General features: G+C 75.1%; 15 protein-coding genes. 1 reads left to right on the top strand and 14 read right to left on the bottom strand.

All coding sequences use genetic code 11. The features are described from left to right. The first annotated feature begins 80 nt into the window (after positions 1–80). Positions 81–962, top strand: coding sequence for a TetR/AcrR family transcriptional regulator (locus GKE82_RS01430; RefSeq protein ID WP_154732103.1), 882 nt, complete (start codon positions 81–83; stop codon positions 960–962). Here the strand turns inward: GKE82_RS01430 and GKE82_RS01425 are convergent. The 14 genes from GKE82_RS01425 to GKE82_RS01360 all read right to left on the bottom strand — a co-directional run bounded on the left by GKE82_RS01425 (position 949) and on the right by GKE82_RS01360 (position 14,582). Then, complete coding sequence (locus GKE82_RS01425) at positions 949–1,680, bottom strand: hypothetical protein (protein ID WP_154732102.1); 732 nt, start codon at positions 1,678–1,680, stop codon at positions 949–951. The two genes, GKE82_RS01430 and GKE82_RS01425, sit on opposite strands and share 14 nt — an antisense overlap. Beyond that, entirely contained in the window at positions 1,680–2,756 is a 1,077-nt protein-coding gene (locus tag GKE82_RS01420; protein ID WP_107570866.1) for a Xaa-Pro peptidase family protein, read from the bottom strand. Before GKE82_RS01420 ends, GKE82_RS01425 begins: the two co-directional genes overlap by 1 nt. Next, entirely contained in the window at positions 2,753–3,211 is a 459-nt protein-coding gene (aroQ, locus tag GKE82_RS01415; RefSeq protein WP_233243933.1) for a type II 3-dehydroquinate dehydratase, read from the bottom strand. The genes GKE82_RS01420 and aroQ overlap by 4 nt, the downstream gene beginning before the upstream one ends. Continuing rightward, the gene (locus GKE82_RS01410) at positions 3,208–4,731 is read right to left on the bottom strand and encodes a bifunctional shikimate kinase/3-dehydroquinate synthase (RefSeq protein WP_154732101.1); all 1,524 of its coding nucleotides are present in this window, start codon (positions 4,729–4,731) and stop codon (positions 3,208–3,210) included. Before GKE82_RS01410 ends, aroQ begins: the two co-directional genes overlap by 4 nt. Positions 4,732–4,743: 12 nt before the next feature. Then, on the bottom strand, positions 4,744–5,907 hold the full coding sequence (gene aroC, locus GKE82_RS01405; protein ID WP_107570864.1) for a chorismate synthase: 1,164 nt from the start codon (positions 5,905–5,907) through the stop codon (positions 4,744–4,746). A gap of 54 nt (positions 5,908–5,961) precedes the next feature. After that, complete coding sequence (locus GKE82_RS01400; protein WP_107570863.1) at positions 5,962–7,071, bottom strand: hypothetical protein; 1,110 nt, start codon at positions 7,069–7,071, stop codon at positions 5,962–5,964. Next, positions 7,068–7,841 carry a type 4a pilus biogenesis protein PilO gene (locus GKE82_RS01395; RefSeq protein WP_107570862.1) on the bottom strand — a complete coding sequence of 258 codons (774 nt, stop codon included), beginning with the start codon at positions 7,839–7,841 and terminating at the stop codon, positions 7,068–7,070. The genes GKE82_RS01400 and GKE82_RS01395 overlap by 4 nt, the downstream gene beginning before the upstream one ends. Beyond that, positions 7,828–8,658: a PilN domain-containing protein gene (locus tag GKE82_RS01390; protein WP_154732100.1), complete on the bottom strand. Its 831-nt coding sequence runs from the start codon at positions 8,656–8,658 to the stop codon at positions 7,828–7,830. Before GKE82_RS01390 ends, GKE82_RS01395 begins: the two co-directional genes overlap by 14 nt. Beyond that, positions 8,655–9,710, bottom strand: coding sequence for a type IV pilus assembly protein PilM (pilM, locus tag GKE82_RS01385; RefSeq protein WP_154732099.1), 1,056 nt, complete (start codon positions 9,708–9,710; stop codon positions 8,655–8,657). The genes GKE82_RS01390 and pilM overlap by 4 nt, the downstream gene beginning before the upstream one ends. A 128-nt stretch (positions 9,711–9,838) precedes the next feature. Beyond that, positions 9,839–10,594, bottom strand: a complete 756-nt coding sequence (locus GKE82_RS01380; RefSeq protein ID WP_154732098.1) for an A24 family peptidase — start codon at positions 10,592–10,594, stop codon at positions 9,839–9,841. A gap of 64 nt (positions 10,595–10,658) precedes the next feature. After that, positions 10,659–11,903 carry a hypothetical protein gene (locus GKE82_RS01375; RefSeq protein ID WP_154732097.1) on the bottom strand — a complete coding sequence of 415 codons (1,245 nt, stop codon included), beginning with the start codon at positions 11,901–11,903 and terminating at the stop codon, positions 10,659–10,661. Next, entirely contained in the window at positions 11,900–12,805 is a 906-nt protein-coding gene (locus tag GKE82_RS01370; protein ID WP_107570857.1) for a PilW family protein, read from the bottom strand. Before GKE82_RS01370 ends, GKE82_RS01375 begins: the two co-directional genes overlap by 4 nt. Further along, positions 12,802–14,388 (bottom strand): fibronectin type III domain-containing protein, encoded by a 1,587-nt coding sequence (locus GKE82_RS01365; RefSeq protein WP_107570856.1) that lies wholly within the window; start codon positions 14,386–14,388, stop codon positions 12,802–12,804. The genes GKE82_RS01370 and GKE82_RS01365 overlap by 4 nt, the downstream gene beginning before the upstream one ends. Continuing rightward, a complete protein-coding gene (locus tag GKE82_RS01360; RefSeq protein ID WP_107570855.1) occupies positions 14,385–14,582 on the bottom strand; it encodes a prepilin-type N-terminal cleavage/methylation domain-containing protein in 198 nt (65 codons plus the stop codon). The genes GKE82_RS01365 and GKE82_RS01360 overlap by 4 nt, the downstream gene beginning before the upstream one ends. Positions 14,583–14,704: the final 122 nt, after the last annotated feature.

Below are 14,704 nucleotides of genomic sequence, written 5' to 3'. Positions count from 1 at the left end.
TCGTGACGGCTTCGTGCCGATCCGGTGCCGATCGCGGGGTCCCTCCCCAACCCCACCCGACCGACCGGTAGGTCTGGGGCATGGACCAGAAGGACATCGACGCGCTGTTCGACCCGGACCGCACCGAGCGGCTCCTGTTCGGCAAGGTGCTCGACAAGCCGCGCGACCGGCGGGCGCGGCGGGCCGCCCGGGTCACGGGGGCGCAGCGGCGGGTCCAGATCTTGGAGGCGGTCATCCCGGTCTTCGCGGCGCGCGGCTACGCGCGGGCGACGTTGCGGCGCCTCGAGGCGGTCTCCCCCGTCTCGCGCCCGACGATGTACTCGTACTTCCCGTCCAAGGCGCATCTGTACGCAGCCGCGCTGCGGCACGAGGCCCAACGCGTCGAGGCGGTGCTCGGCCCGCAGCTCGTGGGCGCCCACGCGCACGAGTTCCTCGGCCCGGCCGTGCTCGCGGCGGGTCGAGGCGGCCACGTCGGGGCCGTCGACACGGTCGCGGCCGGCCCCGCACCGACGGGCTGGGAGCTCGAGCCGCTCCCGCGCGTCGTCTGCGCGCTCGTGCGCTGGGCACGGCGCAACCCCGACAGCGCCCGCCTGCTGCTGCACCGGCCGATCGAGGAGGAGGCGGTCATGGCGGTGCACGCCGAGGTGCGGCGGACGGTGCTCGACCGGGTGGTGGCGGCCCTGCGCCGTGACCGCAGCGTCCGTGCCCAGCGCGGCCTGAACCGCCGCTTCGCCCTCGAGCTGCACGCCGAGATGCTCGTCGGCGCCGCGGAGGCCGTGATGCACTGGGCGCTCGCGCACCCGCTCGTCGCCGCGTCGAACCTCGCCCGCGCGTGGACCCGGCCGCCACGCGCGGACCTGCGGCGCGGCGAGCGCACCCCGCCGGGCGCGGATCCGTCGTGGCCGGCCCGCCCGCGCGGCGGCGACCTCGGGCGTGACCCGCCGGACCTCAGGCCGGGGTGACGATGCTCGCCCAGCGGTCCCGCCGGGCCGTGCGGGCCGCGGAGCCCTCGTCGAGCACCGGGATCCCGGGCGGGAGCAGCACGACGTCGCCGGCGCCCAGCGTTCGCAGGACGCGGGGCGCCCCGGTCGCCGCGCGCAGCCCGGCCAGCCGCTCCAGCGCGGGCGCGAGGTCGTCGAGGTCGGTCACGACGAGCGTCGCGCGGCCCCGCGAGGCGAGGACCGCGGCCGCCAGCGGCGCCACAAACGCGGCGAGCAGGCCGAGCTCACCGGTGCTGGCGTCGATGCGCGCGTCGAGCAGCAACGGCTCGGCGGCCGGCGCGTCGGGCGGCGGCAGGAACGCGGTGCCGCGCAGCTGCGGCTCCTTCCAGCGGCGGACGCGCACCCCGTCGGCCAGGAGCCGCCGTTCGAACGTGCGTTTCGCGCCGCGCCCGTCGGGCGCCTCGGCGTGCACGTCCAGCCGCACCGGGTGCAGGGAGCCCAGCGCGGGCACGCGGCCCGTTCCCGGCTTGGACGGGGCCAGACCGGCGGGCAGGTGCTCCGGAGCGTCGGCCGCGGCGCGCCACACGCGTCCGTCGTCGTCGCGCAGGCGCGCACGCCACAGGACACCGCCGAGATCGTCCTCGTCGTCGAATGCGGCCGCGACCTCGCCGAGGCCGCGCAGCCGGACGTCGAGCGGCTCGTCGATGAGCGCGACCTGGTGCCCCGAGAGCTCGAGCATCAGTCGACGGTGCGTAGCGCCTTGGGCAGCGACGAGAGGACCTCGTGCCCGCCCTCGGTCACCGCCACGAGGTCCTCGATCCGGACCCCGACCGCGCCCGGCACGTAGATGCCCGGCTCGACCGTCACCACGTGGCCCGGGGCGAGCGCGACCTCGCCCTGCTTGGAGAGCCGCGGACCCTCGTGGACCTCCAGCCCGACACCGTGGCCGAGGCCGTGCCCGAAGTGCTCGGCGTGCCCGGCCTCGTCGATGATCGTCCGGGCGACCGCGTCGACCTCGCGGCCCGTGGGCCCGGGCCGCACCGCGGCGAGCGCCGCCTCCTGCGCGGCCAGCACCGTGTCGTAGACCGCGCGGTCACGCGGGTCCAACGGCCCGGTGGCGACGGTGCGCGTGCAGTCCGACGCGTAGCCGTCCATCTGGGCGCCCCAGTCGATGACCACGAGCGTGTTCGCGGGGATCGGGACGTCGCGCGGCTCCGCGTGCGGCAGCGCGCCGTGCTCGCCCGCGGCGATGATCGGCGGGAACGAGACCCCGTCGGCGCCGCGGCGGCGCATCGCGATCTCCAGGTCCAGGGCGACGTCGCGCTCGGTCCGGCCGACGAGCCCGGCGGACACCACCTCCTCGAACGCCTCGTCGGCGACCTTCGCGACGGCCCGGAGCTTCACGAGCTCCGCCTCGTCCTTGATCGCGCGCAGGTCCTTGACGATCGAGCCCGCCGGCTCGAGCTCGACGCCCTCGCCGACCTTCGCGAGCAGGTGCTGGTGCTGGTGCACCGACAGGTCGTGCTCGTCGAAGCCCGACCGACCGGTCGGTAGGGCGTCCGCCACCGAAGCCAGCAGGTCCTGGCGGATCAGGCGCTCCCAGCCCGCGTCGACCTGCGCCTCGACCTGGCTGAGGTAGCGGAAGTCGGTCAGCAGCAGCCGCTCGCCCGCCGCACCCACGAGCGCGACCGCGTTGGAGCCCGTGAAGCCCGTCAGCCAGCGGATGTCCACGAGGTCCGTGACGAGCAGGGCCGCTCGGCCGTCGAGGGCCGCCGCCACGCGGTCGGCCCGGGTCATGTCGATGCCTGCGCTCATCCCTGCAGCTCCTCGCTCAGTCGGTTCAACGCGTCGCGATACCCGTCCACGCCCCTGCCGCTCACCGTCGCGACGCAGATGTCGGTGATCACCGAGTGCCGGCGGAACGCCTCGCGCGCCTGGACGTCGGAGAGGTGGACCTCCACCGCGGGCAGCTCGGTCAGCTCCAGGGCGTCGCGGATCGCGTAGCTGTAGTGCGTCCACGCCCCCGGGTTGAGGACGATGCCGTCCGCCGTGTCCCGGATCTCGTGCAGGTGCTCCACGAACTCGCCCTCGTGGTTGGTCTGGAAGAACCGCAAGCTCAGGCCGAGCTCCCGCCCGAACTCCTCGATCCGGTACTGCAGCTGCTCGAACGTCAACGACCCGTAGTGGGCGGGATCGCGCCGGCCGAGCTGGTCGAGGTTCACGCCGTGCAGGACCTCGACGCGGTTGTGGGTGCTCACGGGCGGGGTCACCCGTGCAACTCTGCCACGGCCGCGAGCACGTCGGAAGGCGCGACCACCGCACCGTGCCGGACGTCCCCCGGACCGTGGATCAGCACGAACGGCGTGTGCTCGCCCAGCCGCTTCTTGTCCTTCGCGGTCGCCGCGACGATCTCCGCGGCGTCCAGCTGCGGGTCGAGCTCGACCGGCAGGCCGACCCCCTCGAGCAGGTCCCGCACGTGCGCGCGCAGATCCTCCTGGCCCGACAGGCGCAGCGCGGCCAGCAGGCCCAGGCCCACCGCCTCGCCGTGGCGGTAGCGCGCGAAGCCGCTGACCGTCTCGATCGCGTGGCCGACCGTGTGGCCGAGGTTCAGGACCTGCCGGCGGCCGCCGTCGCGCTCGTCCTCGCGGACCACCGCGAGCTTCGTGCGCGCGCAGCCGAGGATCGTCGCGTCGTCGACCGGAACGCCCGAGGCGACCTGCTCCCACAGCGCGCCGCCCGCGATCAGCGCGGTCTTCACGACCTCCGCGTAGCCCGCCGCGTGCTCCTCCGGCGGGAGCGTCGCCAGCGTCGCGACGTCGACCACGACCGCGGACGGCTGGTGGTACGCCCCGACGTAGTTCTTCGCGGTCGGGAGGTCCACCCCGGTCTTGCCGCCGTAGGCGCTGTCCACCTGGGCGACGACCGTCGTCGGCACCTGGATGACCGGCACGCCGCGCTGGTACGCCGACGCGCAGAACCCCGCGAGGTCGCCGACCACGCCGCCGCCGACCGCCACGACGTGGTCGGCGCGGGTCGCGCCCTGCTCGACCAGCGCCTCCCAGACCCGCTCGGCCGTCGCGAGGGTCTTGTGCTCCTCCCCCGCGCCGATCTCGATCAAGCCTGACACCTCACCGACCAGGCCCGCGTAGAGGTCGCCGACGTTCGCGTCGCTCACCACGAACCGGCGCCCGCCCAGCGGCCACGGGACCTGGCCCAGCAGCCGGCGGCCGACGAGCACCGGGTAGTCGCCCGAGGCGGCGGTCGCCCACAGCAGCTGCGTGCCCGCCGGGGCGTCCGCGAGATCGCGCAGCGCCCGCGCCGCCCGGCGGCCCACCTTCTTGTCGGCGGGCGGCAACGTCGCGCGGGCGACCGACCGGTAGGTCGAGGCGCGCTCCGCGTACCGGGCCTCGAACACCGCGCGGTCGCGGGCCAGCGGCCGGCCCTTGCCCGCGGCGCGCGTCCACGCCGTCTCGAGGTCGACCTCGACGTGCACGACCAGGTGGCGGCCGAGCGCCTCGCGGACCCGGGCGCTCGCGAGCGTCCCGCCGCCCAAGGCGATCACGTCACCGTCCGCGGCGTCGAGCAGGCGCAGGACGAGCGCCTCCTCGCGCTCGCGGAACGCCGCCTCGCCGTGCGCGTCGAAGAACGCCTCGATCGTGCTGCCGAACTCGGCCTCCAGCAGCCGGTCGCTGTCGTGAAGTCGGGCGTCGAGGACCGCGGCGGCCTCGCGGGCCGCCGTGCTCTTGCCGGCCCCCATGAAGCCGACGAAGACCAGCGCGGGCGCGGGCATCGCGCGGGCCCGCTACCCCTGACGCAGGCGGGCGCGGTACGCGTCCACCGCGGCGCGCACGTCGTCCACGTGGTCGCCGCCGAACTTGCGCCGGTACGCGTCCGCGAGGACCAGGGCGACCATCGCCTCGCCGACGACGCCGGCCGCCGGCACCGTGCACGAGTCCGTGCGCTCGCGCAGCGCCTGCGCGGGCTCCTTGGAGTCGATGTCCACGCTCTGCAGCGGCTTCGTCAGCGTCGGCAGCGGCTTCATCGCCCCGCGCGCGTGCAGCGGATCGCCGGTCGTCATGCCGCCCTCCAGACCACCGGAGTGGTTCGTGGAGCGGTGGTAGCCGCGCTCGGCGTCGTAGAAGATCTCGTCGTGGGCCTGCGAGCCCGGACGGCCCGCGACGTCCCACGCGTCCCCGATCGCGCAGCCCTTCACCGCCTGGATCGAGCAGATCGCGCCCGCCAGGCGGCCGTCGAGACGCTCCTCCCACGACACGTGCGAGCCGAGGCCCGGCACGAGGCCGAACGCCACGACCTCGAACACGCCGCCGATCGACTCGTTCGCCTTGCGCTGCACGTTGATGTGCTGCACCATCTCGCGGCTCGCGTCCCCGTCCAGGCAGCGGACCGGGTCGTCGTCGATGCCGTCGAAGTCCGCCAGCGTCAGCTCGCGGTCGACCGCGGGCGCGTGCACGCTGCCGATCTGCACGACGTGGCTGACGACCTCCACCCCGAGCGTGCGCAGGAACGCCTTGCAGACCGCGCCGCCCGCCACGCGCGCGGCCGTCTCGCGGGCGCTCGCGCGCTCGAGGATGTCGCGGACGTCCGTCAGGCCGTACTTCTGCGTGCCGACGAGGTCGGCGTGCCCGGGCCGCGGCAGGTGCACCTCGGGGACGGTCGCCTCGACCGGCCACGGGTTCATCCGCTCCTCCCAGTTGGTGTAGTCGCGGTTGGCGACCTGGAGGGCGATCGGCCCGCCGAGCGTGCGGCCGTGCCGCACCCCGGCGGTGACGTACGCGCGGTCGGTCTCGATCTTCATGCGGCCGCCGCGGCCGTGGCCGAGCTGGCGACGCGCCATGTCGCGGTCGATCGCGTCGCGATCGAGCTCCAGGCCCGCGGGCAGGCCTTCGACGAGGCAGGTGAGACCGGGCCCGTGGGACTCCCCGGCGGTGACGAGCTTGAGGGTCATGCGGCGCCGGAGTCTACGCGGCGGGACGCCGTGGCCCGCGCCAGACCCCCGGGCTCAGGGCTGCGGGACCGCGTCGAGGACCGCCGCGGTCCGCTGCGCCGCCTGCGCCGTCCCGGCCGCGAGCTGGCGCAGGTACTCCAGGTAGACCGCGAGATACCAGGCCCGGTACTCGGCCGCCGTGTGTCCCGCGACCGCCGGGGCGTCCTGCGGCGCCGGCGTGCGCGTCGCGGCGGGCGCCGACCGGGCGGCACGCGTGAGCTTGCGACGCACGAGCACGCCCCGCTCGTCGTCCCAGCGGTACAGGTCGGTGAGGTCCTCGGCCGCCTCGTCCTTCGCGGCGGACTGCCGCTTCTGGGAGGTGGAGGCTCCCTCCTTGGCCGCGACCGCCTGCGCGCTGGTGCGGCGCGTCACCGACAGCAGCTCGAGCTCGTACTGCGTGATGCCGTCGGCGGTCTCGCGGTCGAGGAACACGGTGTCGCCGGTGCCCATCTCGACGGTCTCGCAGTTCGTGCGCGACGGGCGGCACGTGCCGTCCCCCGTCACCTGCGCGTCGGCGCCGACGAGGAACACGGCCTTCTTGCCGCCGGCGAGGACGCCGAGGAAGACGAAGAACGGCTGCTCGGCGTTCGGGAGCGGGCTCAGCCGCGAGACGTTGCGCAGCGTGCGGCGGCGCTCGTCGGTGCCGAACCGCAGCGCGACGCGGTACACGTCGAGCGGGTCGAGCTTCGGGACGGTCGTGGTGCCGGCCGTCGAGGACGGGCCGCTGGTGCCGCTCGGCCCCGTCGTCGCCGCGACCGGGGAGCTCGGCGTGCCGCCGCTGACGTCCTTCACCGGGTCGACCGTCGCGACGCCGGTGGCGCCGGTGACCGCCCCGTCGACCGCGCCGGTGGCCTTGCGCACGTACTGCTGGCGGAAGGGGTCCCGGGTCGCGCCGGCACGGCGGCGCAGCGCGGGCTGCTCGACGGCGACCGCGACCTCGGCGGTCGCCGGGGCGCCGCCGGGCGCGACCGCGGCGGTCGCGCCGGGGTCGGCCGGGGTGCTCTGCGGGCTGCCGCCGCCCCCGAGGGCGACCGGCACGGCGACGAGCGCGAGGACGAGCAGGACCGCGAGCGGCCACAGCTTCTTCTCGACGAGGTCGTGCCCGATGGCGCGCAGGACGGTCACGGGGTGCCTCCGGAGGTCGTCACGGTGGTGGGCGTGGCGCCGGGCGCGGCCGGCAGGCCGGCCTGGTCGCCCGGCAGCAGGTAGGCGGTCGCCTTGATCGCCGCCTCCATCTGCGGGAACCCCTTCGGTCCCGCGGTGAGGTTCACCGCGTCGATCGTCAGGAGGCGGCCACGGACGGCGATCGTGCTGCCCTTCATCCGCGTGAACGCGGTGAGCTGGTCGAGGAACTTCTCCAGGCCGGCGAACTCGCCCTGGAACGCGAAGCTGAACGGCATCGTCGGGAAGCCCGCCGGGCCGATCGCCGCGCCGGGCGGCAGCACGGCGGCGGCCGCCTCGGTGGCGGGTGCGGCCGCGGCGGCCGCCGGGTCCTTGCCCTTCTCGGCCGCGCCGACCGCGGCGACCGCGGCGCTCGGCGTGGCGGCCTGCGGGGCGACGGTGCCGGAGGACTCCAGGCGGATCGTGCGGAAGTCGACCTCGGCGTCGTCGGCCGCCGCCTCCAGCTGCACGAGCAGGGAGGCGACGTCGTCGTCGGCGGGCACGGCCTTGCCGAGCCGCGCCACGACCGCGTAGTCGCGGGCGTACTGGGCCTTCGCCTGCTCGGCGCTGCGCGCCCCCTCGGCGGCGACCTGCAGCTCCTGCCGGGCGGTGGCGATGCGGGTGTCGAGCGCGGCGACCTCGTCGCGCTTGGGCGAGATCGCCAGGAACCAGAAGCCGAGGACGAGGGCGAGCAGCCCCACGACCATCAGCACGGTGCGGTCACGGGCGGTCACCGGTCCTCCTCCTGCGTGGCGAGTGCGGCGTCCTTGGCGGCCTGGCTGCCTGCAGCTGCGCGGTCGCCGTGGACGGGGCGGCGCCGGTGGCGCCGGTCGGGCCGGTGACCGCCGCCGGGGCGGCCGTCGCGGTCCCGGGCGTGGCGGGAGCGACGCCCCCGGCCGGCGGGTCGAAGAACAGCACCATCGAGAACTGCGGGAAGGTGTCGCGGCCCTGGCGGCAGTCGCCGCTGCCGGAGGAGCCCGCCTGGGCGGCGTCGCCCTTCTCGGAGCTCGCGAGCGTCACGCGCTGCACGCCGTCGATGCGGCGGAAGGCGGCCATCGCGCGGGCGACCCCCGGCTGGCTCGTGGTGCAGCCGGTCAGCTCGATCGCCGGGACCGCGAGCGCGCTGCGCAGCGTGCTCGCCCCGGTCCCGCCGCCGCCGGCCGCGACGCCGGGCGCGGCCGTCGCGTTCAGCTGGGTCAGCCAGACGTCGCGCGGGACGACACGGGAGACCTCGTGCAGCGCGGCACCCCAGTCGAAGCGGCTGTTGGCGAGGCTCGTGACCGTCTGGACGCGCGCCTCGCGCAGCGCCCGGAACGTCGCGTAGGCCTGCAGCTCGGCGGCGCGGGCCTGCTCGGCGGCGACCTGCTGCTGCACGGACGCGAGCTCGGCCTTGCGGTCGTCGATGCGCTTGCCGGTGACCGTGAGCGTCGCGAGCGCGATGACGACCATCGCGAGCGCGCCGAGCAGCACGTAGACCGCGCCGCCGGACCGGCCGGCGGCACCGCCGGCGCCGCGGCGCTCCTCGAGCGGGATGAGGTTGACGGCCTTCATGCGGCCTGGGCCTCCGGGATCGCGAGGCCCGCGGCGACGGCCATCCGGGCGTCGAGGCCCAGGGGCGCGCCGGCCACGGCGCCGGGGTGGACGGGCAGGCCCAGCTCGACCGCGAACGCGGCGACGAAGCCGGGGACGTCGGCCGCCGGACCGGTGAGCACACAGTGCGTGACCGGCCCGGAGCTGCCCTGCATGTGGTGGAAGTCGACGCTGTTGCGGACCTCCCCGGCGATCCGGCGGGTGCCCTCGTCGAGCAGCGCGCGGGTCTCCGCGACGATCTCGGGGTCCCCGTCGAGCAGCTCGAGCGGCTGCTCGAGGCCGACCTGGGCGAACCAGGCGCGCGCCTGGTCCAGCGTCAGGCGGCGCCGCTCGGCCAGCTCGACGGCGAGCTGCTCAAGCCCGGCGCCGACGACGCGCGTGAACGTGCAGGTGCGGCCCTGGGCGACCGCGATGTTCGTGAGGCCGCCGATCGACACGTAGAGGACGACGTCGTCCGGGCCGGCACCGGCGGCGAGCGCGGTCGGCTGCAGCGCCCGGACCATGCCGAACGCGGAGAGGTCGATGCCCTCGGGGCGCAGGCCCGCCGCGCGGGTGGCGGCGAGGACGCGGTCGATCATGTCGCGCCGGGCGGCGACGAGGACGATGCGCTGGCGGCGGCCCTGGTCGGTGTCGACGATCCCGAGCGTCTGGAAGTCCAGGACGGCGCTGTCGAGCGGCATCGGGATCTGGTCCTGGGCCTGGAAGCGGACGGCCTGGGCGAGCTCCTTGGGGTCCTCGATGACCGGCAGCTCGATGATCCGCACGACGATCTTCTGGTTGGCGATGCCGACCCGGACGCGCTTGTCCAGGCCCTTCTCGTCCTGCCAGAGGCGGCGCAGCGCGTCGGCGAGCGCGTCGACCTCGGCGACCTCCCCGTCCCGGATGACGCCGGGGTCCAGCGGGGCGGTCGCGGCGTGCTTGATCTCGAGGCGGCCGGAGCCGGTGACCGCGACGGCGGTGACGCCGCTCGGCTCGAGCTCCAGTCCGACGATGGTTGCGGGCTTCTTGGCCATGGGTCTCGGGGGCGGATCGGCCCGTCCGGCTCGCGGTTCGAGCGGGGGGCGCCTCCACTCCCCTCTTCGTCCAGACGGGCTTCAGACTTGAGCGTCGGCGGCGAGATCGTGGACGCCGACGCGGCGCGCTAGAACGTGTCGACGTAGGAGTCGACGAGGTCCTCGCCGACGAACAGGGCGAGCACCGCCCCGAGCGCGAGGAACGGGCCGAACGGCACGGCGACCTTGCGGCCCGCCTGCGCGCCGAGTCGGCCCATGATCACGGCGCCGACGAGCACGCCCGCGATCAGCCCCGCGAAGATCGCGGGGGCGACCGCGCGGCCGAGGTACAGGCCCAGGACGCCGACGAGCTTCACGTCCCCCATCCCCATCCCCTTCGGGGAGGCGAGCGCCACGAGCAGGAACGCCGCGAACGCGGCCGCCCCGGACAGCAGCAGCTCCGGGAGCAGGTCCGGGTCGAGCGCGAGCGCGATCACCGGAGCGAGGACGGCGAACGGCGCGAGCAGCACGTTGGGGATCGTGCGCGTGTCGAGGTCGATGAACGTCATCGGGACGAGCAGCGTCACGAGCGCGATGCCGAGCGCGACGTCGACCGGCTCGTCCCAGCGGGCGAGGACGACGGCGGCGTAGAGCAGGCCGGTGAGCGCCTCGACCAGCGGGTAGCGGCGGCTGATCGGCTCCGCGCAGTGGCGGCAGCGGCCCCGCAGCACGAGCCACGACAGCACGGGCACGTTGTCGTAGGGGCGGACGGGCTGCTCGCACCCCGGGCACCGCGACGGCGGGTGCACGAGCGACTCCTTGCGGGGGAGCCGGTGGATGACCACGTTGAGGAACGACCCGACCGCGAGGCCGAGGACGAGGGCGAGGAGCGCGACGGCGATCATGACGCCCGGAGCATCGGCCCGGACGGACCCCGGCTTGAGCGGCCGGGGGTCCGTGCCGCGGCGGTCAGGTGCCCTTGATCTCCCGCCAGGTGTTCTGGACGATGCCCGCCGAGCCGTAGGACTGCACGCGGTCGAACGCCCCGGTGTCGAGCCGGATGTTCAGCTTGGAGGAGCCGACGACGGTCGTCGCCATGCCGTCCACGAGGACGCCCCCGGTGACCGTCGCGTTGCCCTGGGTCTGCATGATCTGCCCGGTGCTCCCGTCCTCGTTGGCGTGGTAGAGGATGCCGTAGAAGTTCGTGGTCCCGCCGAGGTACAGCGAGCCGCGGGCGATGAGGACCATGCCCGGGGCGCTCGGCGAGTTGAACTGGGTGTTGGCGGTGTACGAGCAGGTGCCGTTCTCGATGTAGACGATCGCGCCGGTCAGGCCGGCGGCCGACGGGCAGCCGGACGCGTAGTAGGTGCCGTTGGCGATCGCGGTCGCCTTCAGCCGGGCGCGGCCCTCGGCGCTCATCGCGGGCGTGTTGGCGTACCCGGTCTGCGTGATGTTCGGGCTGATCTGGAAGCTCAGCAGCCCGTTGAGGGTGGCGAGCGCGGTGCCGAGCACGCCGCCGCTGAGCTTGTGGCCCAGGCACGGGGTGAGCTCCAGCAGCGCCGGGACGCAGCGGACCGCGACGAGGCCGCTCTGGGAGGAGCCGCCCTGCGCGTCGATGAGGACCTTGCGGCCGTTGTTGGAGATGTCCAGCCGCCCGGTGATGAGCGCGCCGCGCGGCAGGTCCTCGGCCTGCTGCTGGGCGCGCACGAGCGCGACGAGCGTGCGGGTGCGCCCGCGGGCGGTCGCCTGCGCGCGGACCCACAGCTGGCCGTCGCCGTTGGCGTCGTACTGCGGCGCGGTCTGCGCGAGCTGGTCGGAGTAGAAGCTCGCGTTGTCCGGGCTGACGTTGTCGCGCACGGTCGTGGACCACTGGGTGCCCGCGTCGATGTCCGGGGAGGTGAACAGCGACAGCAGCTGCGCGGAGTCGGGGCAGCGCGCGGCCGTGCTGGTCCGCGTGCAGACCGGGTACGGGTTCACCGCCGACCCGCCGCCCGGCCAGTCCCGGGCGAGCTGGAAGATCTGCGCGGACATCGCCGCCTCGGCGAGGTTGAACGAGGACTCGCGCTGCCGGGTCGCCCCGGACTCGGCGCTCTGCACGTCGACCGACGACATCGTCGCCAGGCCGATCCCGACCATGACGGCGAGCAGCACGATCGCGGTGACGATCGCGGTGCCGTCCTCGGCGCCCAGGCGCCGTCGCAGCCGGCGGGTCATGCGACCACCGCCTGCGTGGCGGAGACGCCCTCGAGGCCGGCAGGGTCGCTGACGCGCAGCTGGATCGTGTGCGAGGTCCCGGCGGCGGCGGGCGCCGTGAAGGTGATCCCGGTGCCGACGAGCGCGCCGTTGTCGTACCAGCGGTACGTGAGCGACTCGCCCTCCGGGTCGGAGGAGGTCGAGCCGTTGAGGAGGATCCCCTGGGCGCTCGGGGTGGCGGTGAACGCCGCGGTCGGGCGGCGGTTCTGGTTGCGCAGGAAGACGCCGGTGCTCATGGTGGTCTCCGGGGGGTTGCGGGCGGTGTCGAGGTCCACGAAGAGCTCCGCGTGGACCGCGCTGATCGCGGTGAGGTCGGTCGAGTTGACGAGGAAGACGGGCCGGTCGCGGCCGCCGGCGCGGTTCACCAGCGCGGTGGCCAGGACCGTGGTCTGCGGCCAGCCGCTGCCGGGGCAGGCGGTCGTGGAGGGCACCGCGGGCGGCGTCGCGGTCGTCCACGTCTGCGTCTGCGCGACGAGCCGTGCCGCCTCGGGCTTGGCGACGTCCAGGCAGTAGCGCATCCGCTTGACGTTCAGGGCGTTGCTGCCGGCGTTCGGCCCGTTGGGGTCGACGGTCTTGAAGACGAGGTCGTAGGGCCCGGCGGCGTCGAACGCCTGCGGCTGGTCGGGGGTCGGGCTGGAGAGGTTGCGCAGGTCGCGGGCGAGCCGGTCGATCGCGGCGCGCGCCGCCTGCTGCGCGTCGATGACGTCGGAGGTCTGCCGCTGGCCGCGCGAGTAGGAGTCGTAGGTCGTGAGCGTCGCGGTGAGGATGAACGCGAAGATCACGATCGCCACCAGCAGCCCGGTGAGTGACATCTCGCCCCGCTCGGCGGCCAGGCGCGCCCGGACGGTCGCCGCGGCGCTCATCCCGACACCGGTCCGACGATCGTGCTCTCGGCCATGTACTGGTCGACCGCGGTGATCCGGTAGCTGTGCGCGACGCCGCCGGACTGCGTGTCGGTGTAGGTCAGCTCGGTGCCGGTGGCGGTGCGGTCGTAGCGGTCGGCGACGAGCGCCCCGTCGCGGTAGATCCGGTAGTAGGCGATCGAGTCGCCGAGGTCCGGGTCGGCGACCGCGGGCGCGGTCCAGCTGAGCACGCGGTTGCCGGCGCTGACCGACAGGGTCAGGCCGGTCGGTGGGTTCGGGGCGCGGTTGCCGGTGACGACGACCGCGTCGGCGGAGGCGGCGCCCTCGCGGACCGCGCCGCCGGTCGTGCGGTCCAGCGCAGCGACGTAGTAGCTGAGGGTGGGGAGCGCGGGCGGCGCGGTGTCCTGGCAGGTCGTGGTCGTGACCGGGCCGCAGACGAGCACGGGCGCGCCGACGGCGGGACGGCGGTAGACCCGGTACCCCTCGACGTCGCGCTCGGCGTTGGGGCGCCACTCGAGGTCGACGACGGCCCCGTTGCGGCCGGCGTCGAGCTGGCGCGGCGCGTACGGGGCGCGCCGGTTGACCGTGACGGTGAGCTGGCGGGCGGTGCTGAACTGCCCGAACTTGTCGAACGACTTCGCCCCGACGAGGTAGGTGCCGTCGAGCACCTCGTCGGCGTTCGGGGTGCTGCCGGAGGACACGGTGCCCAGCGGCCAGGTGAACGTCCACGCGGTCCCGGCGCCGGCCGCGTTCCCCTTCGCGGTCCCGTCGATGTACCAGGCGGCGCTCGCCGCGGCCGAGGAGGTCGTGGCGTTGAAGCCGAGGCTGGTCGCGCTCGTGACGGGGACGCTGCCCGCGGCGTTCAGCGCGGTGACGCTCGGCGCGGCGGCCATGCCGGGGTTGGCGATCGTGGTGGCCTGCAGCGCGTAGCGGCTGCCGCCGCCGGTCGCCCAGCGCACGAGCACGACGACGCGCTTGTAGTCCGAGGGCATCGCGTCGGTCCCGGCCCCCGGGCAGATCAGCAGGCAGAGGCCGACGCTGGCCTCGGTGAGGTTGTCGACCTGGCCGTCGAGGTTCAGGTCGATCCCGCAGTCCCCGACCGCGGCCCCGGCGGTGGCGGCGGCGGGCGTGCCGCTGATCGCCCCGCTGATCCCCAGGAGGGTGCCGCAGGTGGCGCTGCTGGTCGTCCCGGCGCCGGTCGCGCAGAACTGGCCGCCGTCGTGGGTGCCGGTGCCGTCGCGCGCGTCGTCGACCGCGCAGACGCCGACCGCCACGGTGTAGGTGGCGCCGCGGCGGCGGATCGTCCAGCCGCCGGACCCGAGGTTGGAGTCCGTGAGCGAGCCGGAGGCGCGCACCGCGGGTCCGACCCCGCCGGGCGTCAGCTGGTCGTACGGGACCGCACGGACCGCCTCGATGATCTCGCGCTGCAGCGACACGGCCTGCTCGCGCGTCTTGCTCGTGGTGGTGACCGCCTGGGCCATGTCGAGCATCGAGAGCGTGGCGAGCATGCCGACGAGGAGCAGCGCGGCGGCGACGAGGACCTCCACGAGCGTGAAGCCGGCCTCCTCGTCGCGCAGCCTCATGGCAGCTCCGCGAGCCGCGACTCGAGCAGGCTCGTCCGCTCCTCGGTGGTGTGCACGGCGGCGCGCGCCTTGTGCTCCTGCCCGACGAGGGCGGGGATCGCGATGCCCGCGAGGACACCGATGATGAGGAGGACGACGAGGAGCTCGACGAAGGTGAAGCCCGCCTCGTCCATGAGGGGCAGGGGCCGGTCCATGGCACGTCTGGCGTCGGCGGTCCGCGGGCGGCGGCTGAGGGGCGCGCAGTCACGTCGGCGGGCGGCCGATGCCGGCCATCCCCAGAAGTGAGGAGGCGTGCGGCCAGCGGGACGGACGCCCG

The sequence above is a fragment of the Conexibacter sp. W3-3-2 genome (assembly GCF_009707605.1).
GTDB classification, from domain to species: domain Bacteria; phylum Actinomycetota; class Thermoleophilia; order Solirubrobacterales; family Solirubrobacteraceae; genus Paraconexibacter; species Paraconexibacter algicola.
This window is presented reverse-complemented; position numbering and strand designations above follow the sequence as displayed.